The organism is Streptomyces sp. NPDC015130 (genome assembly GCF_043080005.1).
In the GTDB taxonomy this organism is placed as follows: Bacteria; Actinomycetota; Actinomycetes; order Streptomycetales; family Streptomycetaceae; genus Streptomyces.
In genome coordinates this window covers 118,096-143,072 of the sequence record NZ_JBIBVC010000007.1, presented here as the reverse complement: position 1 = coordinate 143,072, position 24,977 = coordinate 118,096, and the positions used below count along the sequence as shown (strand labels likewise).

Annotated in this window: 20 protein-coding genes; 9 read left to right on the top strand and 11 right to left on the bottom strand. The window is 72.8% G+C overall.

Annotated features, from left to right (window positions below):
* The first annotated feature begins 92 nt into the window (after positions 1-92).
* From ACF08F_RS16775 to ACF08F_RS16750, 6 genes are all read left to right on the top strand, one after another.
* Complete coding sequence (locus ACF08F_RS16775) at positions 93-6,173, top strand: acyltransferase domain-containing protein (RefSeq protein ID WP_392299238.1); 6,081 nt, start codon at positions 93-95, stop codon at positions 6,171-6,173.
* Positions 6,170-8,011 carry an amino acid adenylation domain-containing protein gene (locus ACF08F_RS16770; protein WP_392299237.1) on the top strand — a complete coding sequence of 614 codons (1,842 nt, stop codon included), beginning with the start codon at positions 6,170-6,172 and terminating at the stop codon, positions 8,009-8,011. The genes ACF08F_RS16775 and ACF08F_RS16770 overlap by 4 nt, the downstream gene beginning before the upstream one ends.
* Positions 8,012-8,081: 70 nt before the next feature.
* Positions 8,082-9,875: a beta-ketoacyl synthase N-terminal-like domain-containing protein gene (locus ACF08F_RS16765; RefSeq protein WP_392299236.1), complete on the top strand. Its 1,794-nt coding sequence runs from the start codon at positions 8,082-8,084 to the stop codon at positions 9,873-9,875.
* Positions 9,872-11,122: a cytochrome P450 gene (locus tag ACF08F_RS16760; RefSeq protein ID WP_392299235.1), complete on the top strand. Its 1,251-nt coding sequence runs from the start codon at positions 9,872-9,874 to the stop codon at positions 11,120-11,122. The genes ACF08F_RS16765 and ACF08F_RS16760 overlap by 4 nt, the downstream gene beginning before the upstream one ends.
* Positions 11,122-11,310 carry an MbtH family NRPS accessory protein gene (locus tag ACF08F_RS16755; RefSeq protein WP_392299234.1) on the top strand — a complete coding sequence of 63 codons (189 nt, stop codon included), beginning with the start codon at positions 11,122-11,124 and terminating at the stop codon, positions 11,308-11,310. Before ACF08F_RS16760 ends, ACF08F_RS16755 begins: the two co-directional genes overlap by 1 nt.
* A complete protein-coding gene (locus tag ACF08F_RS16750) occupies positions 11,307-12,002 on the top strand; it encodes a formyltransferase family protein (protein WP_392299233.1) in 696 nt (231 codons plus the stop codon). Before ACF08F_RS16755 ends, ACF08F_RS16750 begins: the two co-directional genes overlap by 4 nt.
* Positions 12,003-12,075: 73 nt before the next feature.
* Here the strand turns inward: ACF08F_RS16750 and ACF08F_RS16745 are convergent, their stop codons facing one another.
* The 6 genes from ACF08F_RS16745 to ACF08F_RS16720 all read right to left on the bottom strand — a co-directional run bounded on the left by ACF08F_RS16745 (position 12,076) and on the right by ACF08F_RS16720 (position 17,608).
* The gene (locus tag ACF08F_RS16745) at positions 12,076-12,681 is read right to left on the bottom strand and encodes a hypothetical protein (protein ID WP_392299232.1); all 606 of its coding nucleotides are present in this window, start codon (positions 12,679-12,681) and stop codon (positions 12,076-12,078) included.
* Complete coding sequence (locus tag ACF08F_RS16740; protein WP_392299231.1) at positions 12,678-13,880, bottom strand: ROK family glucokinase; 1,203 nt, start codon at positions 13,878-13,880, stop codon at positions 12,678-12,680. The genes ACF08F_RS16745 and ACF08F_RS16740 overlap by 4 nt, the downstream gene beginning before the upstream one ends.
* Positions 13,881-13,917: 37 nt before the next feature.
* The gene (locus ACF08F_RS16735) at positions 13,918-14,724 is read right to left on the bottom strand and encodes an ATP-binding cassette domain-containing protein (protein WP_392299230.1); all 807 of its coding nucleotides are present in this window, start codon (positions 14,722-14,724) and stop codon (positions 13,918-13,920) included.
* Positions 14,721-15,776 carry an ABC transporter permease gene (locus ACF08F_RS16730; RefSeq protein ID WP_392299229.1) on the bottom strand — a complete coding sequence of 352 codons (1,056 nt, stop codon included), beginning with the start codon at positions 15,774-15,776 and terminating at the stop codon, positions 14,721-14,723. Before ACF08F_RS16730 ends, ACF08F_RS16735 begins: the two co-directional genes overlap by 4 nt.
* Complete coding sequence (locus tag ACF08F_RS16725) at positions 15,773-16,756, bottom strand: sugar ABC transporter substrate-binding protein (protein WP_392299525.1); 984 nt, start codon at positions 16,754-16,756, stop codon at positions 15,773-15,775. The genes ACF08F_RS16730 and ACF08F_RS16725 overlap by 4 nt, the downstream gene beginning before the upstream one ends.
* A gap of 123 nt (positions 16,757-16,879) precedes the next feature.
* Positions 16,880-17,608, bottom strand: coding sequence for a GntR family transcriptional regulator (locus ACF08F_RS16720; RefSeq protein ID WP_392299524.1), 729 nt, complete (start codon positions 17,606-17,608; stop codon positions 16,880-16,882).
* Between the two features lie 164 nt (positions 17,609-17,772).
* Between ACF08F_RS16720 and ACF08F_RS16715 the strand changes: the two genes are divergently transcribed.
* On the top strand, positions 17,773-18,774 hold the full coding sequence (locus ACF08F_RS16715) for a Gfo/Idh/MocA family oxidoreductase (protein WP_392299228.1): 1,002 nt from the start codon (positions 17,773-17,775) through the stop codon (positions 18,772-18,774).
* 268 nt (positions 18,775-19,042) lie between these two features.
* Here ACF08F_RS16715 and ACF08F_RS16710 read toward each other — a convergent pair whose 3' ends face one another.
* From ACF08F_RS16710 to ACF08F_RS16700, 3 genes are read right to left on the bottom strand one after another with little or no spacing between them, the layout of a single operon-like run.
* Positions 19,043-20,221: a cytochrome P450 gene (locus tag ACF08F_RS16710; protein WP_392299227.1), complete on the bottom strand. Its 1,179-nt coding sequence runs from the start codon at positions 20,219-20,221 to the stop codon at positions 19,043-19,045.
* 24 nt (positions 20,222-20,245) lie between these two features.
* Entirely contained in the window at positions 20,246-20,929 is a 684-nt protein-coding gene (locus ACF08F_RS16705; protein WP_392299226.1) for a response regulator, read from the bottom strand.
* A complete protein-coding gene (locus ACF08F_RS16700; protein WP_392299225.1) occupies positions 20,926-22,146 on the bottom strand; it encodes a sensor histidine kinase in 1,221 nt (406 codons plus the stop codon). Before ACF08F_RS16700 ends, ACF08F_RS16705 begins: the two co-directional genes overlap by 4 nt.
* Before the next feature lie 146 nt (positions 22,147-22,292).
* Between ACF08F_RS16700 and ACF08F_RS16695 the strand changes: the two genes are divergently transcribed.
* Positions 22,293-22,517: a hypothetical protein gene (locus tag ACF08F_RS16695; protein WP_392299224.1), complete on the top strand. Its 225-nt coding sequence runs from the start codon at positions 22,293-22,295 to the stop codon at positions 22,515-22,517.
* A gap of 25 nt (positions 22,518-22,542) precedes the next feature.
* Here ACF08F_RS16695 and ACF08F_RS16690 read toward each other — a convergent pair whose 3' ends face one another.
* Together ACF08F_RS16690 and ACF08F_RS16685 are read right to left on the bottom strand one after the other, a co-directional pair.
* A complete protein-coding gene (locus ACF08F_RS16690; RefSeq protein ID WP_392299223.1) occupies positions 22,543-23,469 on the bottom strand; it encodes a DMT family transporter in 927 nt (308 codons plus the stop codon).
* Between the two features lie 149 nt (positions 23,470-23,618).
* Entirely contained in the window at positions 23,619-24,011 is a 393-nt protein-coding gene (locus ACF08F_RS16685; protein ID WP_392299222.1) for a hypothetical protein, read from the bottom strand.
* Positions 24,012-24,216: 205 nt separating this feature from the next.
* Here ACF08F_RS16685 and ACF08F_RS16680 point away from each other — a divergent pair, with 205 nt between their 5' ends.
* Positions 24,217-24,957, top strand: coding sequence for an SDR family NAD(P)-dependent oxidoreductase (locus ACF08F_RS16680; RefSeq protein ID WP_392299221.1), 741 nt, complete (start codon positions 24,217-24,219; stop codon positions 24,955-24,957).
* Positions 24,958-24,977 lie beyond the last annotated feature (20 nt).

Genomic DNA, 24,977 nt, shown 5'->3' with positions numbered 1-24,977 from the left:
TCATTTCGAGACCGCCGGCCCCGGCCGTGCCCACCGGCACGGCCTCAGGTGCGCCGCGGTCACCCCCACACACGCCCTGCTGAGGAGCCGTCATGCCCCAAGAGCGCGCAGAACCAGATCCACGTGCCGTAGCCGAGTTCCTTCTCTCCCACGTCGTCGAGCTGATGGACCTGCCCAGGGACGCGGTGGACCGCTGGACACCGATGCACCGGTACGGTCTCGACTCGCTCAAGTTCACCCGTCTCGCCACCTCGTTGTCCGAGTTCGTCGGCTGGAAGGTCCCTGTCACCTGGATGTGGCAGTACCCCTCCGTAGACGAGCTGTCCCGTGCGGTCGCCGCGGGTCGGCGTGGGGCGGAGAGCGGCCCCGGCCCCGCCGCGGGCCGGGAGCGCAAGGCCGCCTCGCACGAGCCCGTCGCGATCGTCGGCATCGGCTGCCGGTTCCCCGGCGGACCGGACCCCTCGGCGTTCTGGAAGCTGCTGTCCGAGGGCCGGGACGCCGTCGGACCGGTGCCGGCCGCGCGCCGTGAGCTGCTGCGCGGCTCGGCCCGCTGGGGCGGGTTCATCGACGGCATCGACCAGTTCGATCCGCTCTTCTTCGGCATCTCCCCCCGCGAAGCCGTCCAGATGGACCCCCAGCAGCGGCTGATACTCGAACTGGCCTGGGAGGCGCTGGAGGACGCGGGGGTCGCGCCCGACAGCCTCGTCGGCACCGAGACCGGTGTGTTCATGGCCTCCTGCTGGGGCGACTACGCCGCGCTGGCGCACTACCGCGGGCCCGACGTCCAGATCACCCCGCACACCGCGACCGGCATGCACGACGGCATCATCGCCAACCGCGTCTCGTACGTGCTCGGTCTCCAGGGCCCGAGCATGGCCATCGACGCCGCCTGCGCCGGTTCGCTGGTGTCCGTGCACGCGGGCTGTCAGTCGATCTGGCTGGGCGAGAGCGAGCTGGTGCTCGCCGGCGGCGTGAACCTGAGCTTCGTCTCCGACTACTACACCGCCATGGACGCGATGGGCGCGCTCGCCCCGGACGGCCGCTGCAAGTCCTTCGACGCCCGGGCGAACGGCTACGTGCGCGGCGAGGGAGCCGGCGTCGTCGTCCTCGCACCGCTGAGCGTGGCCCTCGAACGCGACCTGCCCGTGTACTGCGTCATCAAGGGCAGCTCCTCGCAGAACGACGGGCTGAGCAACGGCATGACCGCTCCGAACCCCCAGGCGCAGGAGCTGATGCTCCGCAACGCGTACCGACGGGCCGGCATCGCTCCCTCCCTCGTCGACTACATCGAGTGCCACGGCTCCGCGACGCCCCTCGGCGACCCGATCGAGGCCAACGCCATCGGCGCGGTCCTGGGCGGCGCCGACCGCGCCGAGCCGCTGCGGCTCGGCTCCGTCAAGTCCAACGTCGGGCATCTGGAGGCGGCGGCCGGCATCGTCGGCCTGGTCAAGCTCGCGATGTCGATCCGCAACGGCGTGCTGCCGCCGAGCCTGCACTATTCCTCCCCGAACCCCCAGATCCTGTTCGACGAGTACAACCTCACCGTCCAGGACCGGCTCACGCCCTGGCCCCGGCGCTCCGACGCCCGGCGGGGCGGCGTCAGCTCGTTCGGCTTCGGCGGCGCGATCTGTCATGTCGTCGTCGAGGAACTGCCGCGCTCCGAGGGCAGCCTGCTGCTGCTGGCCGCGGACTCCCGGGAGGCGCTGGCCGAGCGGGCCGCGGCGCTGACCGCCGAGAACGACCTGCGGGCGATCTGTCGGCGTACTCCCGGTGAAGGAACGTTCCGCCTCGCCGCCGCGGCCCGTGACCTGACCGAGCTCAGGACGCAGCTGGACGCCTTCGCCGCCGACACACCGGTCGCCGGGCTGAGCACCGGGGAGACGGCCGCGCGCAAGCCCCGGGTGGCCTTCCTCTTCTCGGGCAACGGCTCGCAGTGGGTCGGCATGGGCCGGCAGCTGCTCGCCGGCAATCCCGTGTTCCGCCGCTCCCTGACGCGCTCCGACAAGCGGATGCGGGAGCTGCTCGGCTTCTCGCTCGTCGAGCAGCTGACCTCGGCCGACGGCCGGATCGACGACATGGACGTCTTCCAGCCGCTCCTCTTCTCCCTCCAGGTCGCCCTGGCCGACACCTGGCGGTCCCTGGGCGTGGAGCCGGACGTCGTCGTGGGGCAGAGCGTCGGCGAGTTCGCCGCCTCCCACATCGCCGGCGCGCTCGACTTCGAGGACGCGTCCCGGCTGGCCGCCCACCACGGCCGTCTCCTCCAGCAGCTCGCCGTCGGGCGCGGCGACGGCATCGTTGTCACGACCGGTGCCGAGGCCGTCAGGCCGTACCTGACCGGCCGGCTCACGATCGCGGGCCACAACGGCCTGAACTCGACGCTGGTCACCGGCGGCCCGGAGGAGATCGACGCACTCGTCCAGCGGCTCACCGACGAGGGCGTCACGAGCCACCGGGTCCGGATGGGCCACGCCCCGCACTCGCCGCTGGTCGACCACGTCCTCGCCCCGCTGAAGGTCGAACTCGACGGCATCCGGCCCCGCACCACCCGCGTCCCGATGGTCTCGACGGTCACCGGCGAGCTCGTCGACGGCGCGGAGCTCGGGCCGGAGTACTGGGCGGACAACCTGCGCCGGGAGATCCGGGTGGTCGACGCCCTGACGGCCCTGCGGGACCACGACGTCGACGCGGTCGTCGAGATCAGCCCCCACCCCGTCCTGCTCAAGTCCGTGGCCGAGATCCTGCCGACGGCGGCCACGCTGCCCTCGATGCGGCGCGGCACCGACGAGGCCTGGACGCTGCTCGACTCGCTCGGCAGGCTGTACGCGGCGGGGCACCCCGTCACGGCCACCCCGTTCCTCGCGGGCGACCGGGGACGGCACGTCACGCCGAGCCGGGGCGACACCGCGCCCGACGAGCGGGTCCACCTCGTCCCCGTCACGGCACGCACCGAGGAGGCGCTGGCCGACACCTGCCGCGAGCTGTCCAACCACGTCGAGCGCGACCCGGGTCTGCGGGTCTCCGACCTCGCGTACACGCTCGCGACCAGGCGTACGCACCACGGCCGGCGGATCGCGCTGTTCGCCCGGAACCGGCAGGACGTCCTCGACGGACTCGCCCGCGTCGCCGCCGGCCAGTCGCACCCCGACGTCGTCACGGGCACGGTCTCCGGCAACGGCGACCGGCGGGTGGCGCTGGTGTTCTCCGGCGGCGGCACGCAGTGGGTCGGCATGGGCCGGGAGCTGCTGCGCACGCACACCGGGTTCCGTACGTGGATGACCGCCTGCGACGCCGCCGTGCGCGCGGCCGGCGGCTGCTCGGTCCTCGACCAGCTCGCCGCCCCGGCCGACGAGGCCCGGTACGAGGAGATGGACTTCCAGCAGCCCGTGCTGTTCGCACTCCAGGTCTCGCTGGCGAAGGTCTGGCTCGGCCTCGGCATCGAGCCGACGGCCGTCGTCGGGCACAGCCTGGGCGAGGTCGCCGCCGCCTGCGTCGCCGGTTCGCTGTCCCTGGAGGACGCCGCCCGTGTCGTGGTCGCCCGCTCGCACCTGCTCGAACGGAAGGCGGCGGCCGGGGCCATGATCTCGGTCGACCTGCCGGAGCAGGAGCTGCTGCCGAGGCTCGCCCCGTACGCGGAGCACGCGGCCGTCGCCGTGGTGAACAGCCCGACCAGCGCGGCGGTGTCCGGCTCGCCCGAGGCGATCGACGCCCTGGAGGCCGACCTCCGCGAGGCGGGGGTCTCGACCCGGAGGATCCGGGTCGAGCGGCCGGTGCACAGCCCCGGCATGGACCCGCTGATCGAGCCGCTGCGCGAACTCATCGACGGCATCAGCCCGTCGAGGAACTCGATCGAGTTCCGCTCCACCGCGCTCGCCGACACGGTGGACCCGGTGACGGACGTCGACTACTGGGTGCACAACCTGCGCAACCAGGTGCGGTTCGCCGAGACGATCGGCACGCTGGTCGACGAGGGCGTCGGCACCTTCATCGAGATCGGCCCGCACGAGACGCTGCGCGGCGCGGTCGAGGAGATCGCGCTGAACCGGGGCGCCCAGGTGCACGCGATCAACTCCCTGCGGCGCGGGGAGAGCGACGTCCGCTGCCTGCTGGGGGCCGCCGCCTCGCTGTACGTCAGGGGCCTGCCGCTGACCTTCGACCCGCTGTTCGCCGACGACGCCGAGGTCGTGGAGACCCCGCTCGTGCAGTGGCAGAAGGACCGCTACTGGCTGGACACCACGCCCCTCCCCCGCCTCGGGTCGACGGCGGCCGCCGGGACCGGGACGGAGTCCGTGGCCGCGGGAGTGGCCACGGCCGTCGCCGAGTCCGCCGTCGCGTCCTCCGACGTGTCCGCCGCGTCCCTCACCGCGCCGGTGCCGGACAGGCCGCTCGCCGAGGTCGTCCTCGACGAGCTCGCCGAGGCACTGGGCGTGCCGGCGGACAAGCTCGACGGCGGGGCCGGTCTGCGGGACTTCGGCCTCGACTCGATGCTCGCGATCCGCCTCGTCAACCGGCTCCAGTCGCTGTTCGGGCACCGGGTGTCGCCGGTGGTGTTCCTGGACGGCCGCTCCATCTCCGAGGTCGTCGCCCATGTCGTCGAGACCGTCGGGCCACCCGCCGCCGCGCGGACCGCTCCGGCGCCGGTCACCGGGGGGAAGCCGGAACCGGCCGCTCCGGAGGCCGGGCCGACCCGGTCGTTCCTGGACGACCTGTCCGAGCTGGACGCCGAGGAGCTCGTCGAGGAACTGGCCGCGCGCGGACTCCTGGAGCCCTCCGACGCCCCGGCCGCCGAACAGCTGCGCGCCGACGGCCTCGGGCTCGAAGTGGCGGCGGCCTCGCACGGCCAGGCCTCGCTGTGGTTCATGCAGCAGGTCTCGCCGGACGCCGTGCCGTACAACTTCATGGTCGCCGCCCGGATCCGTGCCGAGGTCGACGAGAAGACGCTCGACGCCGCCGTGCGGGCCGTGATGGAACGGCATCCCGCCCTGCGCACCCTCTTCGTCGAGGCCGGCGGGCGGCCGCACCAGGTCGTCCTGGACGAGCCGGTGTACGAGTTCCTCGTCGTGGACAGCTCCGAGCTGGACGACGAGGAGGCCCGCGAGGAGCTGGCCGAGTACGGGCACGAGCCGCTGGACCTGGACCACGGTCCGCTCGTGCGGGTGGTGCTGATGAGGCGCGGCCCGGCGGACCACTTCCTGCTGGTGCTCGTCCACCACATCGCCTCGGACGCGGCCTCGGCCGACGTGATGATCCGCGAACTCCAGGAGTTCTACGAGGGCGCCGACCCGGCCGACCGTGAACCGGTCCCCCCCTACACGGAGTTCGTGGCGTGGGAGCGGGAGTGGCTGGACGGCCCGGCGGCCGGGGCGGCGCTGGACTGGTGGTCCCGGAAGCTGGCCGACCCGCCCGCCCACCTCGACCTGTCCACCGGGGAGAGGCCCCCGGGCGTCACCTACGAGGGCCGTGACCTCACGCTCCGCTGGAGCGCGGAGGAGACGCGGCTGCTCCGGGAGTTCGCGGTCCGCGAGGGCGTGTCGATCAGCACCGTCGTGCTGGCCGGCTTCTTCGCCACGCTCAACCGCGCGGCCGGGGTCGAGGACTCCGTCCTCGCCACGGCCATCGCCCAACGTGCCGAATCCGGCTGGGAATCGGCCATCGGCTACTACCTCAACACCGTGCTGGTGAGGGCGGAGCCCTCCGGGGACCGCACCTTCCGCGACCTGCTGGGCGAGGTCCACGCCTTCTCGCTCGGCCTGGTCGAGCACATGAACTACCCGCTCGACCTGCTGGCCTCCCAGCTGAAGCCGCCGCGGGCCGAGGGCCGCTCCCCGTGGTTCGACGTGGTCGTGAACTGGCTCTCGTCCGAGGCGTTCCCCCGGTCCGTGAAGCTCTTCCACGGCATCGGCGACACCATCGCCCCCGACGGCGCCCTCCCGCTCGAACCGCTCCAGGTGCGCAGGCACCTCGCCAAGTTCGACCTGGAGATCTCGATGGCCGACATCGACGGCGAGGTCGTCGGCCACATCCAGTACAAACCCAGCTACCTGGAGAAGGAAACCGTGACGGCACTGCTCGCGCTCTACCGCACCGTGCTCTTCGACTCGATCGCCCGACCCGACCTGGCGCTGCGGGACATCGCAGCGAGCGGTCTCCCGGAGGCCGAGGAGACGAACCGGTGACCGAGACCCTGCACTCCGAGTTCGTCGAGCAGGCGGTCAAGAACCCGGGCGCGCCCGCGGTCTACTCCGAAGCCGGCGTCCTGAGCTACGGCGAACTGAACGATCGCTCGCGGGAGTTGGCCGAGCGACTGCTCGCCGACGGCGCGGGCCCCGGCGTCCCGGTCGGCATCTGCGTCGAGCGCACCCCCGACCTGCTCGTCGCCGTCCTGGCCGTGCTGCGCACCGGCTCCTGCTACCTGCCCCTGGACCCGAACTACCCCGCCGAGCGACTGGCCTTCATGGTCCGGGACAGCGGGACCCGCCTCCTGCTGACCACGCCCGCGTCCCGCGCCAACTGCCCGGCCGGGCCGACCGTGGTCGTGCTGGGCGACGGCGTGACGACCGAGCCCGGCGACCGGCCCGTGCCGGTCGTGCCCGAGGACACCGCGTACATCATCTACACCTCGGGCTCCACCGGCCTGCCGAAGGGCGTGGCAGTCCACCACGGCGGGTGCGTCGCCATGCTGTCCGAGATGGACCGGATCTTCGAGGGCCGCGACATGAGCGGCATCTCGGCGGCGAGCTCGATCTGCTTCGACATGTCGGTGATGGAGATCTTCCCCGCGCTGTGCCGCGGCGGCGCCGTCGTGCTCGTGCAGAGCTCCGTGCACCTGCCGGACAGCCCGTACGCCGACCGGATCACCCACCTCAACGTCGTCCCCTCGGTGATGAACGGCCTGCTCGACGCCGGCGGTCTGCCGCCGAACGTGCGGACGGTCGTGTTCGGCGGCGAGCCCCTGCGGCGCAAGCTGGTGGACCGGGCGTACCGGGAGACCGGCGCCGACCGGGTCTACAACGCCTACGGCCCGACCGAGGCGACCGTCTTCAGCTCGCACAAGTGGGTGCCGGAGGACGGGACCGACGAGCCCTCGATCGGTACGCCCTCGTCCAACGCGCGTGCCTACGTCCTCGACGAGAACCTGAAGCCGCTGCCGGCCGGTGTACCCGGCGAGCTCTACGTCGGCGGGGTCGGGCTCGCCCACGGCTACGTCAACCGGCCGCGCACCACGGCCGAGCGGTTCGTGCCGGACCCGTTCCTGGACGGCGAGCGCATGTACCGCACCGGTGACGTCGTCACGTTCACCGAGGACGGCGAGCTGCGGTTCGGCGGACGCTCGGACCACCAGGTCAAGCTGCGCGGCTTCCGCATCGAGCTGGAGGAGGTCGAGGCGCGGCTGACCGGGCGCCCCGGGGTCCGCGAGGCCGCCGCCGTCGTCCGCGGCAACAGGCTCGTCGGCTACGTGGTGCCGGAGGACGACCCGGACGGCGGGTCCCGGGACGGCGGGGCCGTGTGGCTCGACGCCGAGCGGCAGACCGCCCTCACCGGCGGGCTCGCCGCCGAGCTGCCCGACTACATGGTGCCGGGGACGATCGTCTTCCTGACCGCGCTCCCCCTGGCGCCGGGCGGGAAGCTCGACCGCGCCGCACTGCCCGATCCGCCGGCCGCCGCCACCGGTGCGCCGCTGCGGGCGGCCACGACGCCGACCGAGGTGGCGCTCGCGGAGATCTGGGGCCAGCTCCTGGACCTCGAACCGGCGGGCATCGACGTCCAGGCCGCCTTCTACGACCTGGGCGGCGACTCGCTGCTGCTCGTCCGCCTCGCCCGGCTGATGACCCGGCGGTTCGACCGCCGCGTCCGCGTGCCCGACCTCTTCAGCTTCCGGGACATCGCCTCGCTGGCCCGCTGGCTCGACGCCGAGAGCGGCGCCACTCCCGAGATCGTCGAGTCGGCCCGCCGCCGGGCCGGCGCCCGCCGCGCAGCACTGCGCGGCCGCGCCGCCACCCCCACCGACAGCTGATGCTGCGTCACCTGTCGTCCACCCACTCCCACTTGCCGCTCGGCAACCACCTCGAAGCAGGAGCTTCCTCATGACCGACAGCCCCGAGCAGGACTACGACCCGGGTGACGTGGCCGTCATCGGCATGTCCCTCCGGGCGCCCGGCGCCCGCACCAAGGAACAGTTCTGGGACAACCTCGTCCACGGCCGGGAGTCCGTGTCCTTCCTGGAGAAGGACGACATCCACGTCGACGAGACCCTGATCCACAGCCCGTTCTACGTCCGCGCCTGCGGCGTGCTCGACACGTACGACACGTTCGACCCCTCGGTGTTCGGCATCAGCGACCGCATGGCGGCCGCGATGACCCCGGAGAACCGGCTGTTCCTGGAGAGCGCCTGGGAGACGCTGGAGGACGGCGGCTACGACCCCGACCGGCTCAGGGCCGAGATCGGCATGTACGGCGCCAACAACCCGCAGACCGCCGCGCTCTACAGCTCGCCGCCGGACCGGGTGTCGGTCGGCCCCGAGGCGATCGAGGCGAGTCTGGCCTGGTCGCCGGACACCATGACGTCCAACGCCCTCTACTACATGGGGCTGACCGGTGAGGCCGTGACCGTCGCCGCCGTCTGCGCCGGCTTCCACTACGCGGTGCACCTGGCCTGTCAGTCGCTGCTGCTGGGCCAGACGGACATGGCCGTCGCGGGTGGCGCGATGGTCCGTCTGCCGCACCCCCGCGGCCACCTGTGGGAGGAGAACCGCATCCTCTCCAAGGACGGCCACTGCCGTCCCTTCGACGCCAACGGCACCGGCACGGCCCTGTCGAGCGGTGTCGTCACCGTCCTGCTCAAGCCGCTGGGACAGGCCGTCGCCGACCGGGACCACATCTACGCGGTCGTCAAGGGCTCGGCCGTCAACAACAACGGCGTCAGCGCGATGGCCTACGGCCTGGCCCAGCCCGAGCGGCTGAGCGCCTGCATCGCCAGTGCCATGGAGGTCGGGGGTGTCGACCCGGACACCGTGTCGATGTACGAGGCCAACGGCCTGGGCCTGCCCATGACCGACGAGCTGGAGGTGCACGCGGCGAGCATGGCGTTCGGCAAGCAGACCGGCACCGCCTCCATCGGCGGGGTCAAGGGCAACGTGGGCCACGGCGGTGTGGTCTCGGGCGGCTTCGGCGCGATGAAGGCCGCACTCGCCCTCTTCCACAAGAAGCTGCCGGCGACGATCAACCTGACCGAGGTCAACCAGGACCTCGACTTCCCCAGCACCCCGTTCGTTCCCCAGCTGGAGACCGCCGACTGGGAGTCGGAGTCCGGCATCCGCCGGGCCGGCATCACCTCGATCGGCGGCGGCGGCTACAACGCCCACCTCGTCCTGGAGGAGCCGCCCACGGTCGCCGACCGCGCCCCCGAGGCCGAGGGCAGGCCGCGGCTGGCCACGCTGTCCGCGCTGGACGACGAGGCGCTGGACCGGCAGCGGGCACGGCTGCGGGAGTGGCTGATCGCCCGCCCCGAGCTGCGTCTCGACGACGTCTGCTTCAGCCTCAACCTGGGCCGCAAGGTGATGGAGCGCCGGTGGGCGGCCGTCGTCCGCAGCCGCGCGGAGCTGATCGACGCCCTGGCCGCCGGCCCCGCCGGGGGTCCGGCCGTCACGACCGCCTCGGCGCCGCGCGTGGACGGGGACTCCTTCCGCCGCAACGACGAGGGGATCGTGCTGTCCGGGCGGGACGCGGAGGCGGTGCCCGAGCTGACCGCGCTGGCCGGGGCCTGGGTGACGGGACAGCGGGTGGACTTCGGCTCCCTGCACCTCGGGGAGGCGAGCCACCGCGTGCCGCTGCCCACCTACCCCTTCCGGCCGCGCCGCTTCTGGCGTACGGACTGGTGACCGTGACGACGACGGCACCGCACATCGGGACGGACACGGTGGACCTGGGCGACCCGGCCACCTTCGCGGAGCGCGACCTCGGCCCGTTCTGGCGCACCCTGCGGGACACCGCGCCGGTGCACTGGAACCCGCCGGCCGGCGGCCGCAAGGGCTTCTGGGTGCTCTCCCGCCACGAGGACATCATGGCCGCCTACCGGGACGACGTGAACTTCACGTCCGAGCGCGGGAACGTGCTGGTCACCCTGCTGGGCGGCGGGGACGCCGGCGCCGGCCGGATGCTGGCCGTCACCGACGGGCCACGCCACCACGAGCTGCGCAAGATCCTCCAGCGGGTGCTCTCGCCGAGGGTGCTCGACGAGGTCGCGCGTACGGTACGGCTCAACACTCGGCGCTGGATCCGCGAGGCGGTCGCGAGCGGCGGCTGCGAGTTCGCCGAGGAGATCGCCGGGCGGATCCCGATGACGACGATCTCCAGCCTGCTCGGCGTGCCCGAGGAGGACCGGGAGTTCCTGCTCTCCCTCACCAAGGCCGCGCTGTCGACCGAGGACGAGGGCGTCGGCGAGGTCGAGTCCGAGATGGCCCGCAACGAGATCCTCATGTACTTCATGGACATCGTCGAGGAGCGGCGCGAGTCGCCGGGCGACGACGTGATCAGCATGCTCGTCGGCAGTTCCGTCGACGGGGTGCCGCTGTCCGACGAGGACGTCGTGCTCAACTGCTACAGCCTGATCATCGGCGGCGACGAGACCAGCCGGCTCACGATGATCGACTGCGTACGCACGCTCGCGGCTCAGCCGGAGGAGTGGCGGCGGCTCAAGCACGGCGAGGTCGCGATCGACACCGCGGTGGACGAGGTGCTGCGCTGGGCCTCGCCCACGATGCACTTCGGGCGCAGCGTCGTCCGCGAGACCGAACTGCACGGCGTACGGCTGCGGCCGGGCGAGATCCTCACGCTCTGGCACGCCTCCGGGAACCGCGACGAGCGGGTCTTCGACCGGCCGGACACGTTCGACCTCGGCCGTACCCCCAACAAGCACCTGGCCTTCGGCTACGGCCCGCACTTCTGCGTCGGCTCGTACCTGGCCAAGGTGGAGATCGCCGAACTCCTCGTGGCATTACGGGACTTCACCACCGGATTCGAGCAGACGGCGGAGTCGCTGCCGATCCGGTCCAACTTCCTGACCGGGTTCTCCACACTGCCGGTGCGGTTCCTGCCCGATCACTCCGGACTGAAAGAGGTCGACTGATGAACGGTAGCCCCTTCGACGCCGGCGAGGGCGACTGGCAGGTCGTGGTGAACGCCGCCGGGCAGTACGCGCTGTGGCGGCCGCACCTGGACGTGCCGAAGGGCTGGCGGGTCGTGCACTCGGGCCCCGACCGCGAGGGCGCCCTCGACCATGTCGAGCGGCAGTTCGCGTCGGCGGTGGACGAGTGAACATCTTCATCTCCGGACGAGGGGGGTTCGCGGTCCAGGTCGCGGACGCCCTGCTGGACGAGGGACACAAGATCTCCGGTGTGTCCGCGCCCCGGCTGCGCAAGGGACAGTCCGACGAGGGCAACGCGATGTGCTGGGACCGTCTGCGGGCCTGGGCGTTCCCCCGGGGCATCCCCTGGACGGACTCGGCCGAGCTGCGGGCGATGCACGTCCCGGACGGGGTGGACGTGATCGTCGCCGCGCACTCGCACGCCTTCCTGGGCCGCAGGACCCGGGCCCGGGCCACGATCGCCACCATCGGCTACCACCCGAGCCTGCTGCCGCTGCACCGCGGCCGGGACGCGATCCGGTGGACGGTCCGTGACGGCGACAAGGTGACGGGCGGGAGCGTCTACCACCTCACCGAGCGGACCGACGGCGGCCCGCTCGCCGCCCAGCAGCACGTGTTCGTGCCCCCGGGTTCGACCGCGCGGAGCCTGTGGCGCGAGCACCTGGCCCCGCTCGGGGTCCGGTTGCTCGTGAAGGTGGTCGCCGACCTCGCCGAGGGCAGGCGGGTCGAGGTCCCGCAGGACGAGAAGCTGGCGACCTGGGAGCCGGCGATGGACTCGCCGCCGCTCTTCAAGCCCGAGCTGATCGCCCTGCCGGGCACGACGCCGGTCGACGGCAGCAGGTGGGCACTCCACTCGCCGTGACGGTCCCGGACCGAGGCGGTGTCACACCGGTACCCCCGGCGTGGCACCGCCTTCCGCCGTCGGGGACGACTCCCTAGGGAGTCGTGGTGGAGACGGCGTAGACGCGGGGGAAGGCCGGGTCGGTGAGGTCGACGGTGATGTCGGTGGTCGGGCGCGGTTCCTCGCGCTTGACGGTCGTGCCCGACCAGGTCGTGCCCTCGTGGAAGGTCCAGCCGACGATCTCGGAGTCCCGGTCGCCGATGGTGATCCGCCCCGGGGTGAGCTGGGAGCGGGAGGTGCCGGCGTTGAAGAGGAAGAAGTCGAGGCCGTAGGCGTCCGTCGTGAACTGGACGTAGAGGCGGCTGGTCTTCCAGTTGCTGGTCTCGTAGTACGCGACGTCCCAGGCTCCATAGGGAACGGGGACCTCGAAGACCCGGCGCTTCATCCAGGAGGGCGGGTTGGTCTGGAGGCCGGCCGCCGAGGACTCGCGCTCCTTGTCGCGGCCGCTCGCACGGCTCTGGCCCGCGGAGACGACGAGGTAGCCGGCGGGGATGCCGACGAGCAGCACGATGATGACGGCCGTGATCCAGCGGCGCCGGATCATGTGCCGGTGGTCCTCCGGGAGCTTCCCGTCGGACCGGTGGGGCAGCTGGGACTGCTGGGTCTCGTGGGACTGCTGGGACTGGTGGGGCAGGGTCATGAAGAGGGGTCCTCGGGAGTACGGGCGGTCCGGCCCGAGGTCCCGCTGCGCAGGGCCTGGGCGTAGCGCTCGTAGCGTTCGTACCGCTCGACGCGGCGCCGGTTGGCGCGGCGGAAGCGGCGGGCGACGAGACGGGCGAGGTCGGCGGCGCCGACCATGCCGGCCTCGGGGCCGAGCTGGGCGCGGGTGATACGGGCCTCGGGGCGGTAGCCGCGGCCGGTGAGATGGCGGCGGAAGGCGTCGCGGGCGGGGCCGATGAGGAGGTCGTCGGCGGCGGAGACACCACCGCCGATGACGAAGCAGGAGGGGTCGAGGGCGGCGGCGAGGTTGGCGATGCCGACGCCGAGCCACTGCCCGATGTCCTGGAGCAGCTCGATGCTCATGGCGTCGCCCTCGCGGGCCAGCTCGGTGATGAGCGGTCCGGTGATGTCGGGGATGCTGCCCTTGACCCGCTCGATGATCTCGTACGCCACCGGGGAGTCGGCGGCGGCGAGCTCGCGGGCCTCGCGCACGAGGGCGTTGCCCGAGCTGTACTGCTCCCAGCAGCCGCGGTTCCCGCAGGGGCAGCGGTGGCCGCCGGGGACGACCTGCATGTGCCCGAACTCGCCGGCGACGCCGTACTTGCCCCGCTTGACCTGGCCGTCCTCCAGGATAGCGCCGCCGATGCCCGTACCGAGGGTGATCATGACGAGGTGGTCCTCACCGCGTCCGGCGCCGAAGCGCCACTCGGCCCAGGCGGCGGTGTTGGCGTCGTTGTCGACCATGACGGGGACGGCGAGCCGGGCCTGGAGGGAGTCCCTGAGGGGCTCGTTGCGCCAGGCGAGGTGCGGGGCGAAGAGGACCCTGGCCCGGTCGGCGTCGACCCAGCCGGCGGCGCCGATGCCGACGGCGTGCACGTCGTGCCGGTCGGCGAGGTCGAGGACGAGCTCGACGATGGTGTCCTCGACGACCTTGGGGCTCTTGGACTTGTCCGGGGTCTCGGTGCGGAGCTTCTCCAGGATGTTGCCGTCCGCGTCGACGACCCCGGCCATGACCTTCGTACCGCCGATGTCGATGCCGACGGTCGGCACGCGGGGCGCCGTCAGGTGGGAGCGCCGCTCCCGGGTCCCGACGGTCCTCAACACCGTGCCCCGGGCAGATCTGGGGGTCCCCCCTGCTCGGAGAGCTTGGGGGAGGGTGCGGTCGCGGTAGGTACTCATCGGTTCCGATTCTGCCAGGTGGGGTGTGTGGCGGCCGTTACGTCTCGGACGGCCGTTCCAGCTCGTGGCGGAGGTCCTCCAGCTCGGTGCCGCCGGCCATCTGGCGGGTCAACTCGTCGAGCGTGACGGAGCTCTTGGTGTGGCTTCCGGCCATCACGCCCCGCTTGAGCAGGACGAACCGGTCGCCGACCAGGTAGGCGTGGTGGGGGTTGTGCGTGATGAGGACCACGCCGAGGCCCTGGTCACGCGCGGCGGCCACGTACTTCAGGACGACCCCGGACTGCTTGACGCCGAGGGCGGCGGTCGGCTCGTCGAGGACGAGGACCTTGGCCCCGAAGTGGACGGCGCGGGCGATGGCCACGCACTGGCGCTCGCCGCCGGAGAGGGTCCCGATGGGCTGGTCGACGTCGCGCAGGTCGATGCCCATGCGGAGCAGCGCCTCGCGGGTGGTGGTCCGCATGAGGTCGACGTCGAGCCGCTTGAAGGGGCCGGAGCCCTTGGTGGGCTCGGAGCCGAGGAAGAAGTTCCGCCAGACGGGCATGAGGGGGACGACGGCGAGGTCCTGGTAGACGGTGGCGATGCCCCGGTCGAGGGCTTCGCGCGGGTTGGCGAGGGTGACCTCCTCGCCCTCGATGCGGAAGCCGCCGGCGTCGTGCCGGTGGAGACCGGCGACGATCTTGATGAGGGTGGACTTGCCGGCGCCGTTGTCGCCGAGGACGCAGGTGATCTCGCCGGAGCGGACCTCCAGGGAGACCCCTTCGAGGGCCCGGATGTTGCCGTAGTACTTGCTGACGTCGTCGAGCTCGACGAGCGGCACGGACTCGGTCTTCGTCGCCGTCGTCACTTGGTGGCCTCCACGCGCTTGCGGATCCAGGCGTTGAGCAGGGTCGCCAGGAGGAGCATCGCTCCCAGGAAGAACTTGAACCAGTCGGGGTTCCATTCGGCGTACACGATGCCCTTGCTCGTCATGCCGAAGATGAGGGCGCCGACCGCCGCTCCGATGGCGGAGCCGTATCCGCCGGTGATCAGGCAGCCGCCGATGACGGCCGCGATGATGTAGATCAGCTCGTTGCCGACGCCTTCGCCCGACTGGACAACGTCGAAGGAGAAGAGCAGGTGCTGGCCGGAGATCCAGGCGCAGAAGGCCACGCCCATGTAGAGGCCGATCTTCGTCCGGTGGACCGGGACGCCGACCGCTCGGGCCGCGTCGGCGCCGCCTCCGACCGCGAAGATCCAGTTGCCGAAGCGGGTGCGGAGCAGGATCCAGGTGGCGAGGGCGACGAGGCCGAGCCACCACAGGATGGTGACCTTGAGCTCGACGCCGCCGACGGTGACCTGGGAGGCGAAGAGCTTGCGGGCGGACGGGAAGCCCTCCATGTCGGCGATGGTCTTGGTGGAGACGGTGCCGCTGATGAGCTTGGTGAGGCCGAGGTTCAGGCCGGTCAGCATGAGGAAGGTGCCGAGCGTGATGATGAAGCTGGGCAGCTTGGTGCGGGTCAGCATGAAGCCGTTGAAGACGCCGATGGCGAGGGTGACGAGCAGCGAGACGCCGACGCCGACCCAGACGTTCGCCGTCATCTGGTAGCTGAACATCGAGGAGACGAGCGCCGAGCTGGTGACGAGGACACCGGCGGAGAGGTCGAACTCGCCGCCGATCATCAGCAGGGCGACCGGGACGGCCATGATGCCGATGGTGGAGGCCGCGTAGAGCACGGTGCCGAGGCTCGCGGGGCGCAGGAAGCTGTCGGCCGCGACCGAGAAGAAGACGAACACGGCGAGCGCGCCGACGACCGAGCCCAGCTCGGGGCGGGCGAGGAGCTTCTTCAGCGGGGTGGTGCGCAGAAGCCGTTCGTCGACGTGGTCGATCCCGTCGGACGGTGGGGCGGTGGAGCTCATCGGGTACCCCGCTCCGCGTACTCCTTGAGCGCGCCCGCCTGGTCCTTGGTGATGATCTGGGGGCCGGTGAGGACCGGCTTGCCGCCGCCGAGGACGTCGGCGTTGTAGCGGTACAGCCAGAGCAGGTCGACGGCCTCGTACCCCTGGAGGTAGGGCTGCTGGTCGACGGCGAAGCCGAGCGTGCCGGCCTGGAGGGCGGTGGCGACCTTGGCGTTGAGGTCGAAGGTGTCGACCTCGGCCGTGCTCCCGGCGCTCTTCGCGGCCTGGACGGCGGCGTCGGCGAAGGGGGCGCCGAGGGTGACGACGGCGTCGACGGCCTTGTCGGACTGGAGCTTGGCCTCGATGGAGGCCTTGACGTCGGGCATGTTGGTGCCGTCGACGTAGAGGTTCACGAGCTCGCCGCCGAAGGTCTTCTTCGCTCCGGCGCAGCGCTGCTCGTGGCCGATGTTGCCCTGTTCGTGCAGGACGCACAGGGCCTTCTTCTTCCCGCGCGCGTCCAGCTCGTCGCCGACGGCCTCACCGGCGACGGCCTCGTCCTGGCCGATGTGGGTGAGGGCGCCGAAGGCCTTGGACTGCTCGGCCCCGGAGTTCACGGTGATCACCGGGATGCCGGCCTTGACGGCCTTCTCGACGGAGGCCTTCATCGCGTCGGGCTTGGCGAGGGTGACGATCAGGCCGTCGACGCCCTTGGCGACGTACGAGTCGACGAGCTGGGCCTGCTGCTGGGCCTCGTCGCTGTGCGCGTAGAGGAAGTTGATGTTGTCCTTGACGGCGGCCTGCTTGGCGCCGTTCTGGACGATGTCCCAGAAGGTGTCGCCGTCGCCGGAGTGGGTCACCATGGCGAAGGTCCAGCGGGGGGTGTCGACGGCCGCCCTGCCCTGTGCCGCCGCGGCCTTGCGGGCGTCCTCCGCCCGCTTCCCGCCGGTGCTGCTGCACCCCGCGAGCGCTCCTGTGAGCGCGAGCGCGAGCACGGCGCCGATGGCGGCCCGTACCCCTCCTGTCCGAAGCCTGGTCACGAGGCCGTGCCCTCCTTTGTGTCCTTCTGCGTGCATTGCAGTATCGGTCATGCGGGTCATGGCACTGGTCAGGGGGGCCGCGCCGGGTTACGGACGCACCATCAGCTGGAGCTCGAAGGAGTAGCGGGAGGCCCGGTAGAGATGGGATCCGTACTCGACGGCGCGGCCGGTGTCGTCGTACGTGACGCGTTCCGTCGTGAGCAGCGGGGCGCCCTCCGGCTCGTCGAGGAGCGCGGCCTCCTCCGGGGTCGCGGCGCGGGCGCCGATGGACTGGCGGGCACTGTGCAGGGTGAGCGCGGCGGACCGGAGCATCCGGTAGAGGCCGGTGGTCTCCAGCCGGCCGGTGTCCGGTTCGTCCGGGCCGAGGAGCCCGGCGGGCAGATGGTTGCGCAGGTACGCCATGGGCTCGCCGTAGGCGGTGCGCAGCCGCTCCAGGTAGTGGACGTCGCTGCCCTCGGGTACGCCGAGGGCGGCCGCGACCGGTGCGGTGGCGGGTTCGATGCGGTTGGCGAGGACCCGGGTGGCGGGACGGCGGCCCGCCGCCTCCAGGTCGTCGTAGAGGCTGCTGAGCTCCAGCGGGCGCCGGACCCTGCTGTGGACGACCTGGGTGCCGATGCCCCGGCGGCGGACGAGGAGGCCCTTGTCGACGAGGGACTGGATGGCCTGCCGGACGGTGGGGCGGGAGAGGCCGAGGCGGGCGGCGAGCTCGATCTCGTTGCCGAGGAGCGTCCCCGGGGGCAGCGTCCCGTCCTCCACCGCGGCCTCCAGCTGCTGGGCGAGCTGGAAGTAGAGCGGGACCGGACTGGTGCGGTCCACGGAGAGCGGGGGCAGGGGGGAACCGGACTGCTTGGCCACGGGGGGAGCGTAACCGGGCCCACCGGCGACCGGAAGCCGACGGCGGCGGGGGTGACATGACGTCCTGACGTCCGGTTGTCCGGACAATCCTTGACACCGGGGTCGTACGGCTCCACGGTGGGGCCATGCGCATCGGACTCATCGGTACGGGACGGATCGGGAGCTTCCACGCAGGGGTGCTGGCCCGGCATCCGGAGGTCGGGGCGCTGGTCGTGGCGGACGCGGACGCGACGCGGGCGGCCGGGGTCGCGGGGGCGCTCGGGGCGGAGGCCGCGCCCGATGTGACGGCGCTGCTCGGGCACGCCCTGGACGCGGTGGTGATCGCCTCGGCGACGGCCGCGCACGCGGAGCTGATCGCCCGGGCCGCCGGTGCGGGTCTGCCGGTCTTCTGCGAGAAGCCGATCGCCCTGGACGTGCCCGGCACCCGGACGGCGCTGCGGGCCGTGGCGGAGGCGGGCACCGAGCTCCAGATCGGGTTCATGCGCCGCTTCGACGCGGGGTACCGGGCGGCGCGGGAGGCGGTGCGGTCGGGGCGGCTCGGCCGGCTGCACACCGTACGGGCGGCGACGTCCGACCCGGAGCCGCCGCCCGCCGCGTACCTGCCGCTCTCCGGCGGGCTCTTCCGGGACTGTCTCGTGCACGACTTCGACATCGTGCGGTGGGTGACCGGGCGGGAGGTCGTCGAGGTGTACGCGACCGGTTCGGACGCGGGTCCCGCGATGTTCCGGGAGGCGGGGGACGTGGACACGGCCGCCGCGCTCCTCACCCTGGACGACGGCACGCTGGTGACGGTGACGGGGACCCGGTGCAACGGCGCCGGGTACGACGTGCGGCTGGAGCTGGCGGGCGAGCGGGACCAGATCGCGGTGGGCCTCGACGACCGGACCCCGCTGACCTCGGTGGAGCCGCAGGGGCCGCCGGCGCCGGGGAAGCCCTGGCCGGGGTTCCTGGAGCGGTTCGCCCCCGCGTACGAGGCGGAGCTCGCCGCCTTCGTCCGGCTGGTGCGCGGCGAGGCGCCCAACCCGTGCGACGGCCCCGAGGCCCTGGCGGCGCTCCGGATCGCCGAGGCCTGCGAACTGTCCCGCCGGGAGCGGCGCCCGGTCCGGCCGGCCGCGGGCGCTCCGTGAAGGCCGGTCCGGCCGTGACCGGCCGGGCCGGGGTCTGATCCTCCGCTTCCGGCGGCCGGACCGGGGTCTGATCCTCCGCTTCCGGCAGCCGGACCGGGGTCTGATCCTCCGCTTCCGGCAGCCGGACCGGGGTCTGATCCTCCGCTTCCGGCAGCCGGACCGGGGTCTGATCCGCCGCTTCCGGCAGCCGGACCGGGGTCTGATCCGCCGCTCCCCGCGACCGGGCCGGCGCTGATCCGCCGGACCGGCCGTAACGCGCCCTCCCCGCTCACCACCGCACCGGGAGGTGGCGGACGCCGCGGATGAGGAGGCCGGGCACCCACTCCCAGGGGTCGGCCTCGGGGTCCGGTTCGAGCCGGGGGAAGCGGTCCAGGAGGGTACGGAGGGCGATCCTGCCCTCCAGGCGGGCGAGCGGGGCGCCCAGGCAGTAGTGCATGCCGTGGCCGAAGGCGAGGTGGCCCCGGGTGTCGCGGCGGATGTCGAAGCGGTCGGGTTCGGGGAAGCGGACCGGGTCGCGGTCGAGCGCGCCGATCGCCACGAGGACGCTCGCGCCCGCCGGGATCTCGGTGCCGCCGATGGTGACGGGCTCGCGGGTGAAGCGGAAGGTGCTGGTCTCCACCGGCCCGTCGTACCGCAGGGACTCCTCGATCGCCCCGTCGAGGAGGCCGGGATCGGCGCGCAGGGCGGCCAGCTGCTCCGGGTGAGTGAGCAGGTTGCGGACGGTGTTCGAGATGAGGTTGACCGTGGTCTCGTGGCCCGCGATGAGCAACAGGTAGGCCATGGCACGGAGTTCGGGCCCGGAGAGCCGGTCGCCGTCCTCCGCGCGGGCGGCGATGAGACCGGAGAGAAGGTCGTCGGCGGGGCCCGCGGCGCGCTTGTCCTCGATGAGCGCGTCGAGGTAGCCGGCGAAGCCCTGCAGGGCGCCGAGGTAGCCGTCCTCGCCCGCGGGGGTGACGAGCTCGTTCGACCAGTCGCGGAAGGTGTCGCGGTCCTCGGCGGGGACCCCGAGGAGTTCGCAGATGACGGTGATCGGCACCGGGAAGGCGTAGGCGTCGACGAGGTCGGCGCGCCCGGCCGGTTCCATGGCGTCGGCGAGTTCCTCGGTGAGCCGCTCGATGCGGGGGCGCAGGGCCTCGACACGGCGGCCGGTGAAGACACCGGTGACCAGCCGGCGGAGGCGGGTGTGGTCGGGGGCGTCCGCCGCGAGGAGGTGGACGCCGATGACGTCCTCCTCCGGCGGCCGTACGCCCACGACGGAGGGGGACTTGGCGAGCCTCGGATCGGCGAACGCGGCGCGCCCCTCCTCGTGGCCGACGACCAGCCAGAACTGGTAGCCGTCGGGCATGCGTACCTCGTGGACGGGGCCGGAGGCGCGGAGCTTGGCGTAGTAGGGGTACGGGTTCGCGGTGAAGTCCGCGCCGTACTCCCCCAGTTCGATGACGGACATCTCAGCAGACTAACCGACCGGCGATCACTCCTCCTCGTCCAGGAGACCCGCGTCGTGGACGAGGAGCGCGATCTGGACACGGTTGTTGAGGCCGAGCTTGGCGAGGACGCGCGAGACGTGGGTCTTGACCGTGGGGACGCTCATGTACAGCTCGGCGGCGATCTCCGCGTTGGAGCGGCCCTTGCCGACGGCGACGGCCACCTCCCTCTCCCGTACGGCCAGTTCGGCGAGGCGCGCGGCGGTCGCGGCGCGCCGGGACTCCTCGCGCCGGTCCGGCCGGTCGGGTTCCTCCGCGACACGGTTCATCAGCTGGCGGGTGACGGCCGGCGAGAGCACCGGGTCCCCGGCGGCGACCCGGCGGACGGCGGCGAGGATCTCGACGGGCGGGGTGTCCTTGAGGACGAAGCCGGCGGCGCCGGCCCGCAGGGCGCGCAGCACCTGCTCGTCGGCGTGGAAGGTGGTGAGGACGACGACCTCGGGGGCGCCGGGGAGGGCGCGGAGGCGTTCGGTGGCGGTGAGCCCGTCGACGTGGGGCATGCGGATGTCCATGAGGACGACGTCCGGGGCGAGCCGGTCGACGAGTTCGGGGACCTCGCGGCCGTCGGCGCCCTCGCCGACGATCTCCAGGTCCTCGGAGCCGCCGAGCATGAAGGTGAGGCCCGCGCGGACCAGGGGGTCGTCGTCGACGATGAGCAGCCGGATGGTCATGAGGGCCACGGTAGCCAGGCGTGCAGGGCGAATCCGCCGCCGGGGGCGGGTCCGTGCTCCAGTCGGCCGCCGGCGAGGGCGGCGCGCTCGGTGAGCCCGATGAGGCCCTGGCCGGAGCCGGGGACGTGCGGGACGGGTCCGGCGGGCGCGGGGTTGTGGACGGTGACGTCGAGGCCCTCGCCGGGCCGGCCGGTGACGGTGACGGTGACCTTGGTGCCGGGGGCGTGCTTGCGGCAGTTGGTCAGGCCCTCCTGGGCGATGCGGTACGCGGTGCGGCCGGTGGAGGCGGGGACGGCGGGCGCACCCTCGGCGGTGTCGACGTCGAGTTCCAGGACGACGTCCGCGCCGGCCTCGCGGGACTCGGCGACGAGCGCGTCGAGCGTGGCGAGGGTCGGCTGGGGCCGGTCCCCGTCGCCGTTCTCGCCGGGCGCCCGCAGGACCCCGATGATCTCCCGCAGGTCCTGGAGCGCCTCGTGGGCGCTGTCGCGGATGACACCGGCGGCGCGGGCGATCTGCTCGGGCGGGGCGTCCGGCCGGAACTCCAGGGCTCCGGCGTGCACGCTGAGCAGGGTCAGCCGGTGGGCGAGGACGTCGTGCATCTCGCGGGCGATGGCCTCGCGGGCGAGCCGCTGGGCCTGGGCGGCGCGCAGTTCGGCCTCGGCCTCGGCGCGGCGGGCGCGCTCGCGGAGGGCCTCGACGAGCTGGCGCCGGGAGCGGACGAGCATGCCCCAGGCGGTCACGAGGAGGATGAGGACGAAGCCGAGGACGATCCCGATGCCGGCGTTGAGGGTGGGGTCGGGGCGGACGAAGACCTGGACGGTGGAGGCGGCGACGGCGAGCGCCCCGATCCAGGCGACCTCGCGGAACGGGCGGCGGACGGCGACGCTGAAGAGGCTCGCGAGGACGGCGCCGCCGGCGACCGGGGCGACGACGCTGACCAGGGAGAGGGCGACGGCGAGCCCGACGGGCCAGCGGCGGCGCAGCCAGAGGGCGCAGCAGGCGGCGGCGCCGGCGAGCTGGTCGAAGAGGATGACGGGCTCGCTGGTGTACGCGGAGGCGGCGTCGGCGGCGATGAGTCCGACGAGGGCCGCGAGGAGGAAGAGCGCGGTGTCGACGATCCAGTCGCGGACGGTACGGCGGGGCCTGGCCGCGCCGCTCTCGCCCGGTTCGACCAGGTGGGAGGGGAGCAGCCAGCTCTGTCGTTCCGTACGGGTCATATCGGCAATGTACGCAGACGGGGGCCCCGCGCGGGTGAGGGCGGAGGCCGGACGCTACTTAAGTCGCACGGGTCGATACTTCGGTAGGGGCGGCCGTGGACGGGAGGCGGACGCGGCCGGAGCGATCACCCGACCATGATCGGGTCATGAAGAGATTCCTTGAGGTGACCGGGTTCCTGCTCGTCGTGTTCGGGGTCTGCGGGGTGGTCCGGGAGCTGACCGACGGCTGGTTCAAGCTGATGGGGCTGACGCGCTTCCTGACCGAGAACGTGTGGTTCATGGAGGGCCGGGAGGTGTTCGTGAACATCGTGATCGCCGCGCTCGGCCTGGTCCTCATGATCGTGTCGGACCGGGTGCGGAAGTCCGCGTGACCGGTCCGCCGGCTGCGGGGACGCCCTACCGGGCGTCCTCGTCGGCCGCGCGGCGGCCCCAGCCGGTCCCCGCGAGCACGAGCACCGCGCCCGCGAGGCCGAGGAGCCCGGGGCGGTCGCCGGCGAGGGCGATGCCCGCGGCGGCGGCCCAGAGCGGCTCCGTGCCGAGGAGCAGGCTGACCCGGGACGGGGAGCTGCGGCGCACGGCCCACATCTGCACGAAGAAGGCGAAGAGCGTGCAGAAGACGGAAAGGAAGAGCAGCCCGGCCCACTCGCGGGGGCCGAAGTCGAGGGCCGTGGCCCAGGGCGAGGCGCCTGTCCCGGGGAAGGCCGCGATGACGGCGAAGACGGCGAAGACGGAGCCGAGCTGGACGGTGGTGAGGGAGAGCGGGTCGGCCGACCGGACGGCCTTGATCCGGGACACGGCCAGGACGTGGACGGTACGGGCGAGGGCGGCGAGCAGCATGAGGAGGTCGCCGAGGGAGGGCGCGGTGAAGCCGCCGCCCTGGGTGAGCAGGACGACGCCGGCTACGGACAGCCCGGCGGCGGCGAGGAAGGCGCGGGGCGGCCTGACCCTGGTGACGGCGGCCTCGGCGAGCGGGGTGAAGATCATGGTGAGGCTGATGATCAGGCCCGCGTTGGTGGCGGAGGTGTGGACGACCCCGTAGGTCTCCAGGAGGAAGATCCCGCTGAGGATCAGTCCGAGGGTGGCGGCGCCGCGCCACTGGGCCGCGGTGAGCGCGCGCAGCCTGCTCCACCCGGCGACGACGAGGACGGGCAGCACCACCGCGAAGCGCAGGACGAGGACCGCGACGACGGTGTGGGTGGTGGTGATGCCCTTGGCGGCGAGGTAGCTGGCGCCCCAGACGACGGCGACGAGCAGGACGGGCAGGTCGGTGAGCCAGGCGCGGCGGGGGGCGCCGAGGGACACGGGGGCGGCGAGGGAGGACATGACGGCCGTCTCTCCAACTGTCGGGACGAGGTGGAGACTTCGACGGCTCGCACATGGAGCGATCACGCTACCGGGACGGGCCCGTGGTGGCTACACCTTTCCGGGGCCTCGCCGGTCGGGGGCCTGTCCCGTCGGACGGGGAGGCGCGGTCACGCGCTCTCCAGGGCCTTGGCCACCAGGTCCAGCTCGTAGGGCATGACCGCGACCAGGACGACCCCGCCCGACGAGGCGTACTCCAGGATCCGGGATCCCGGATTGATGGACATCCCCTCGCGAGCGGAGGGCGAGCGCGTTCCGGTCCGGCGCAGGTCGGTCGGCAGCGCGAGCTCCCGCGAGCCCCAGGAGGCCCTCCAGACCGGAGGACCCTCTCCGATCAGCAGCCGTCCGGCCCGCCAGCGGGAGCCGTGCGCCGACCACTTGAGCATGCAGGGGACCCCGGCCGTCTCCCCGGCGGCGACGGCGGCCGACCGCTGCCGCTGCTTGCGTCTCATCAGCCACCCGACGAGAGCGGCGAACGCGGCGAAAAACGCTAGTTCGATCACGCTCGCATTCAAGCAGGCGGGGAACCCCGGGGAACGCGCCGCCCCGCCGCCCCTGAGCGACGACGGACGGCTGCGCCACGGGGTGACGGGACGTCGGCGACCGGGGCGGCGTCGGCGTCGGCGTCCGATTCCCGCCAGCGCCGGGACGGACGCCCGAGTTTCCTTGAAACCGCAACCACTTACGGCTTCTGACGGAGGTTTCGGGATGTCCACGATGAACGGCACGGCGGTACTGGTGACGGGCGGAAGCCGCGGGATCGGCGCGGCCACGGCGGTCCGGCTGGCCCGGGAGGGCGCCGATGTGGCCTTCACGTACGTACGGGACGAGGCGGCGGCCGAGCAGGTCGCCACGCGGATCGAGGCGGTCGGCGGCAAGGCGCTGCCGCTGCGCGCGGACGCGGCGGACGCCGGGGACGCGGCGGGCGCGGTGGAACGGGCGGCGGACGCCCTGGGCCGGCTCGACGTCCTGGTCAACAACGCGGGCGTCGGGGTCGTCGGCCCGCTGGAGTCGCTGACCCTGGCGGACGTGGACCGGGTCCTCGCGGTCAACGTCCGGGCGGCCTTCCTCGCCTCGCAGGCGGCGGCCGGGCGTCTGCCGGAGGGCGGACGGATCATCACGATCGGCAGCTGCATGGCCCAGCGGGTGCCGGGTCCGGGCGGCACGCTGTACGCGACGAGCAAGGCGGCGCTGATCGGCCTGACGAAGGCGCTCGCCCGGGAGCTGGGAGGCCGCGGCATCACGGCGAACCTGGTCCACCCGGGCCCGGTCGACACCGACATGAACCCGGCGGACGGGCCGTACGCGGAGGGCCAGGCGGCGCTGACGGCACTGGGCCGCTTCGGCACGGCGGAGGAGGTGGCCTCGATGGTCGCGTTCCTGGCGGGCCCGGAGGGCCGGTGGGTGACGGGGGCGGAGTTCGCGGTGGACGGGGGCCACGCGGCGTAGGGGACGAGCCGTCCGGATTG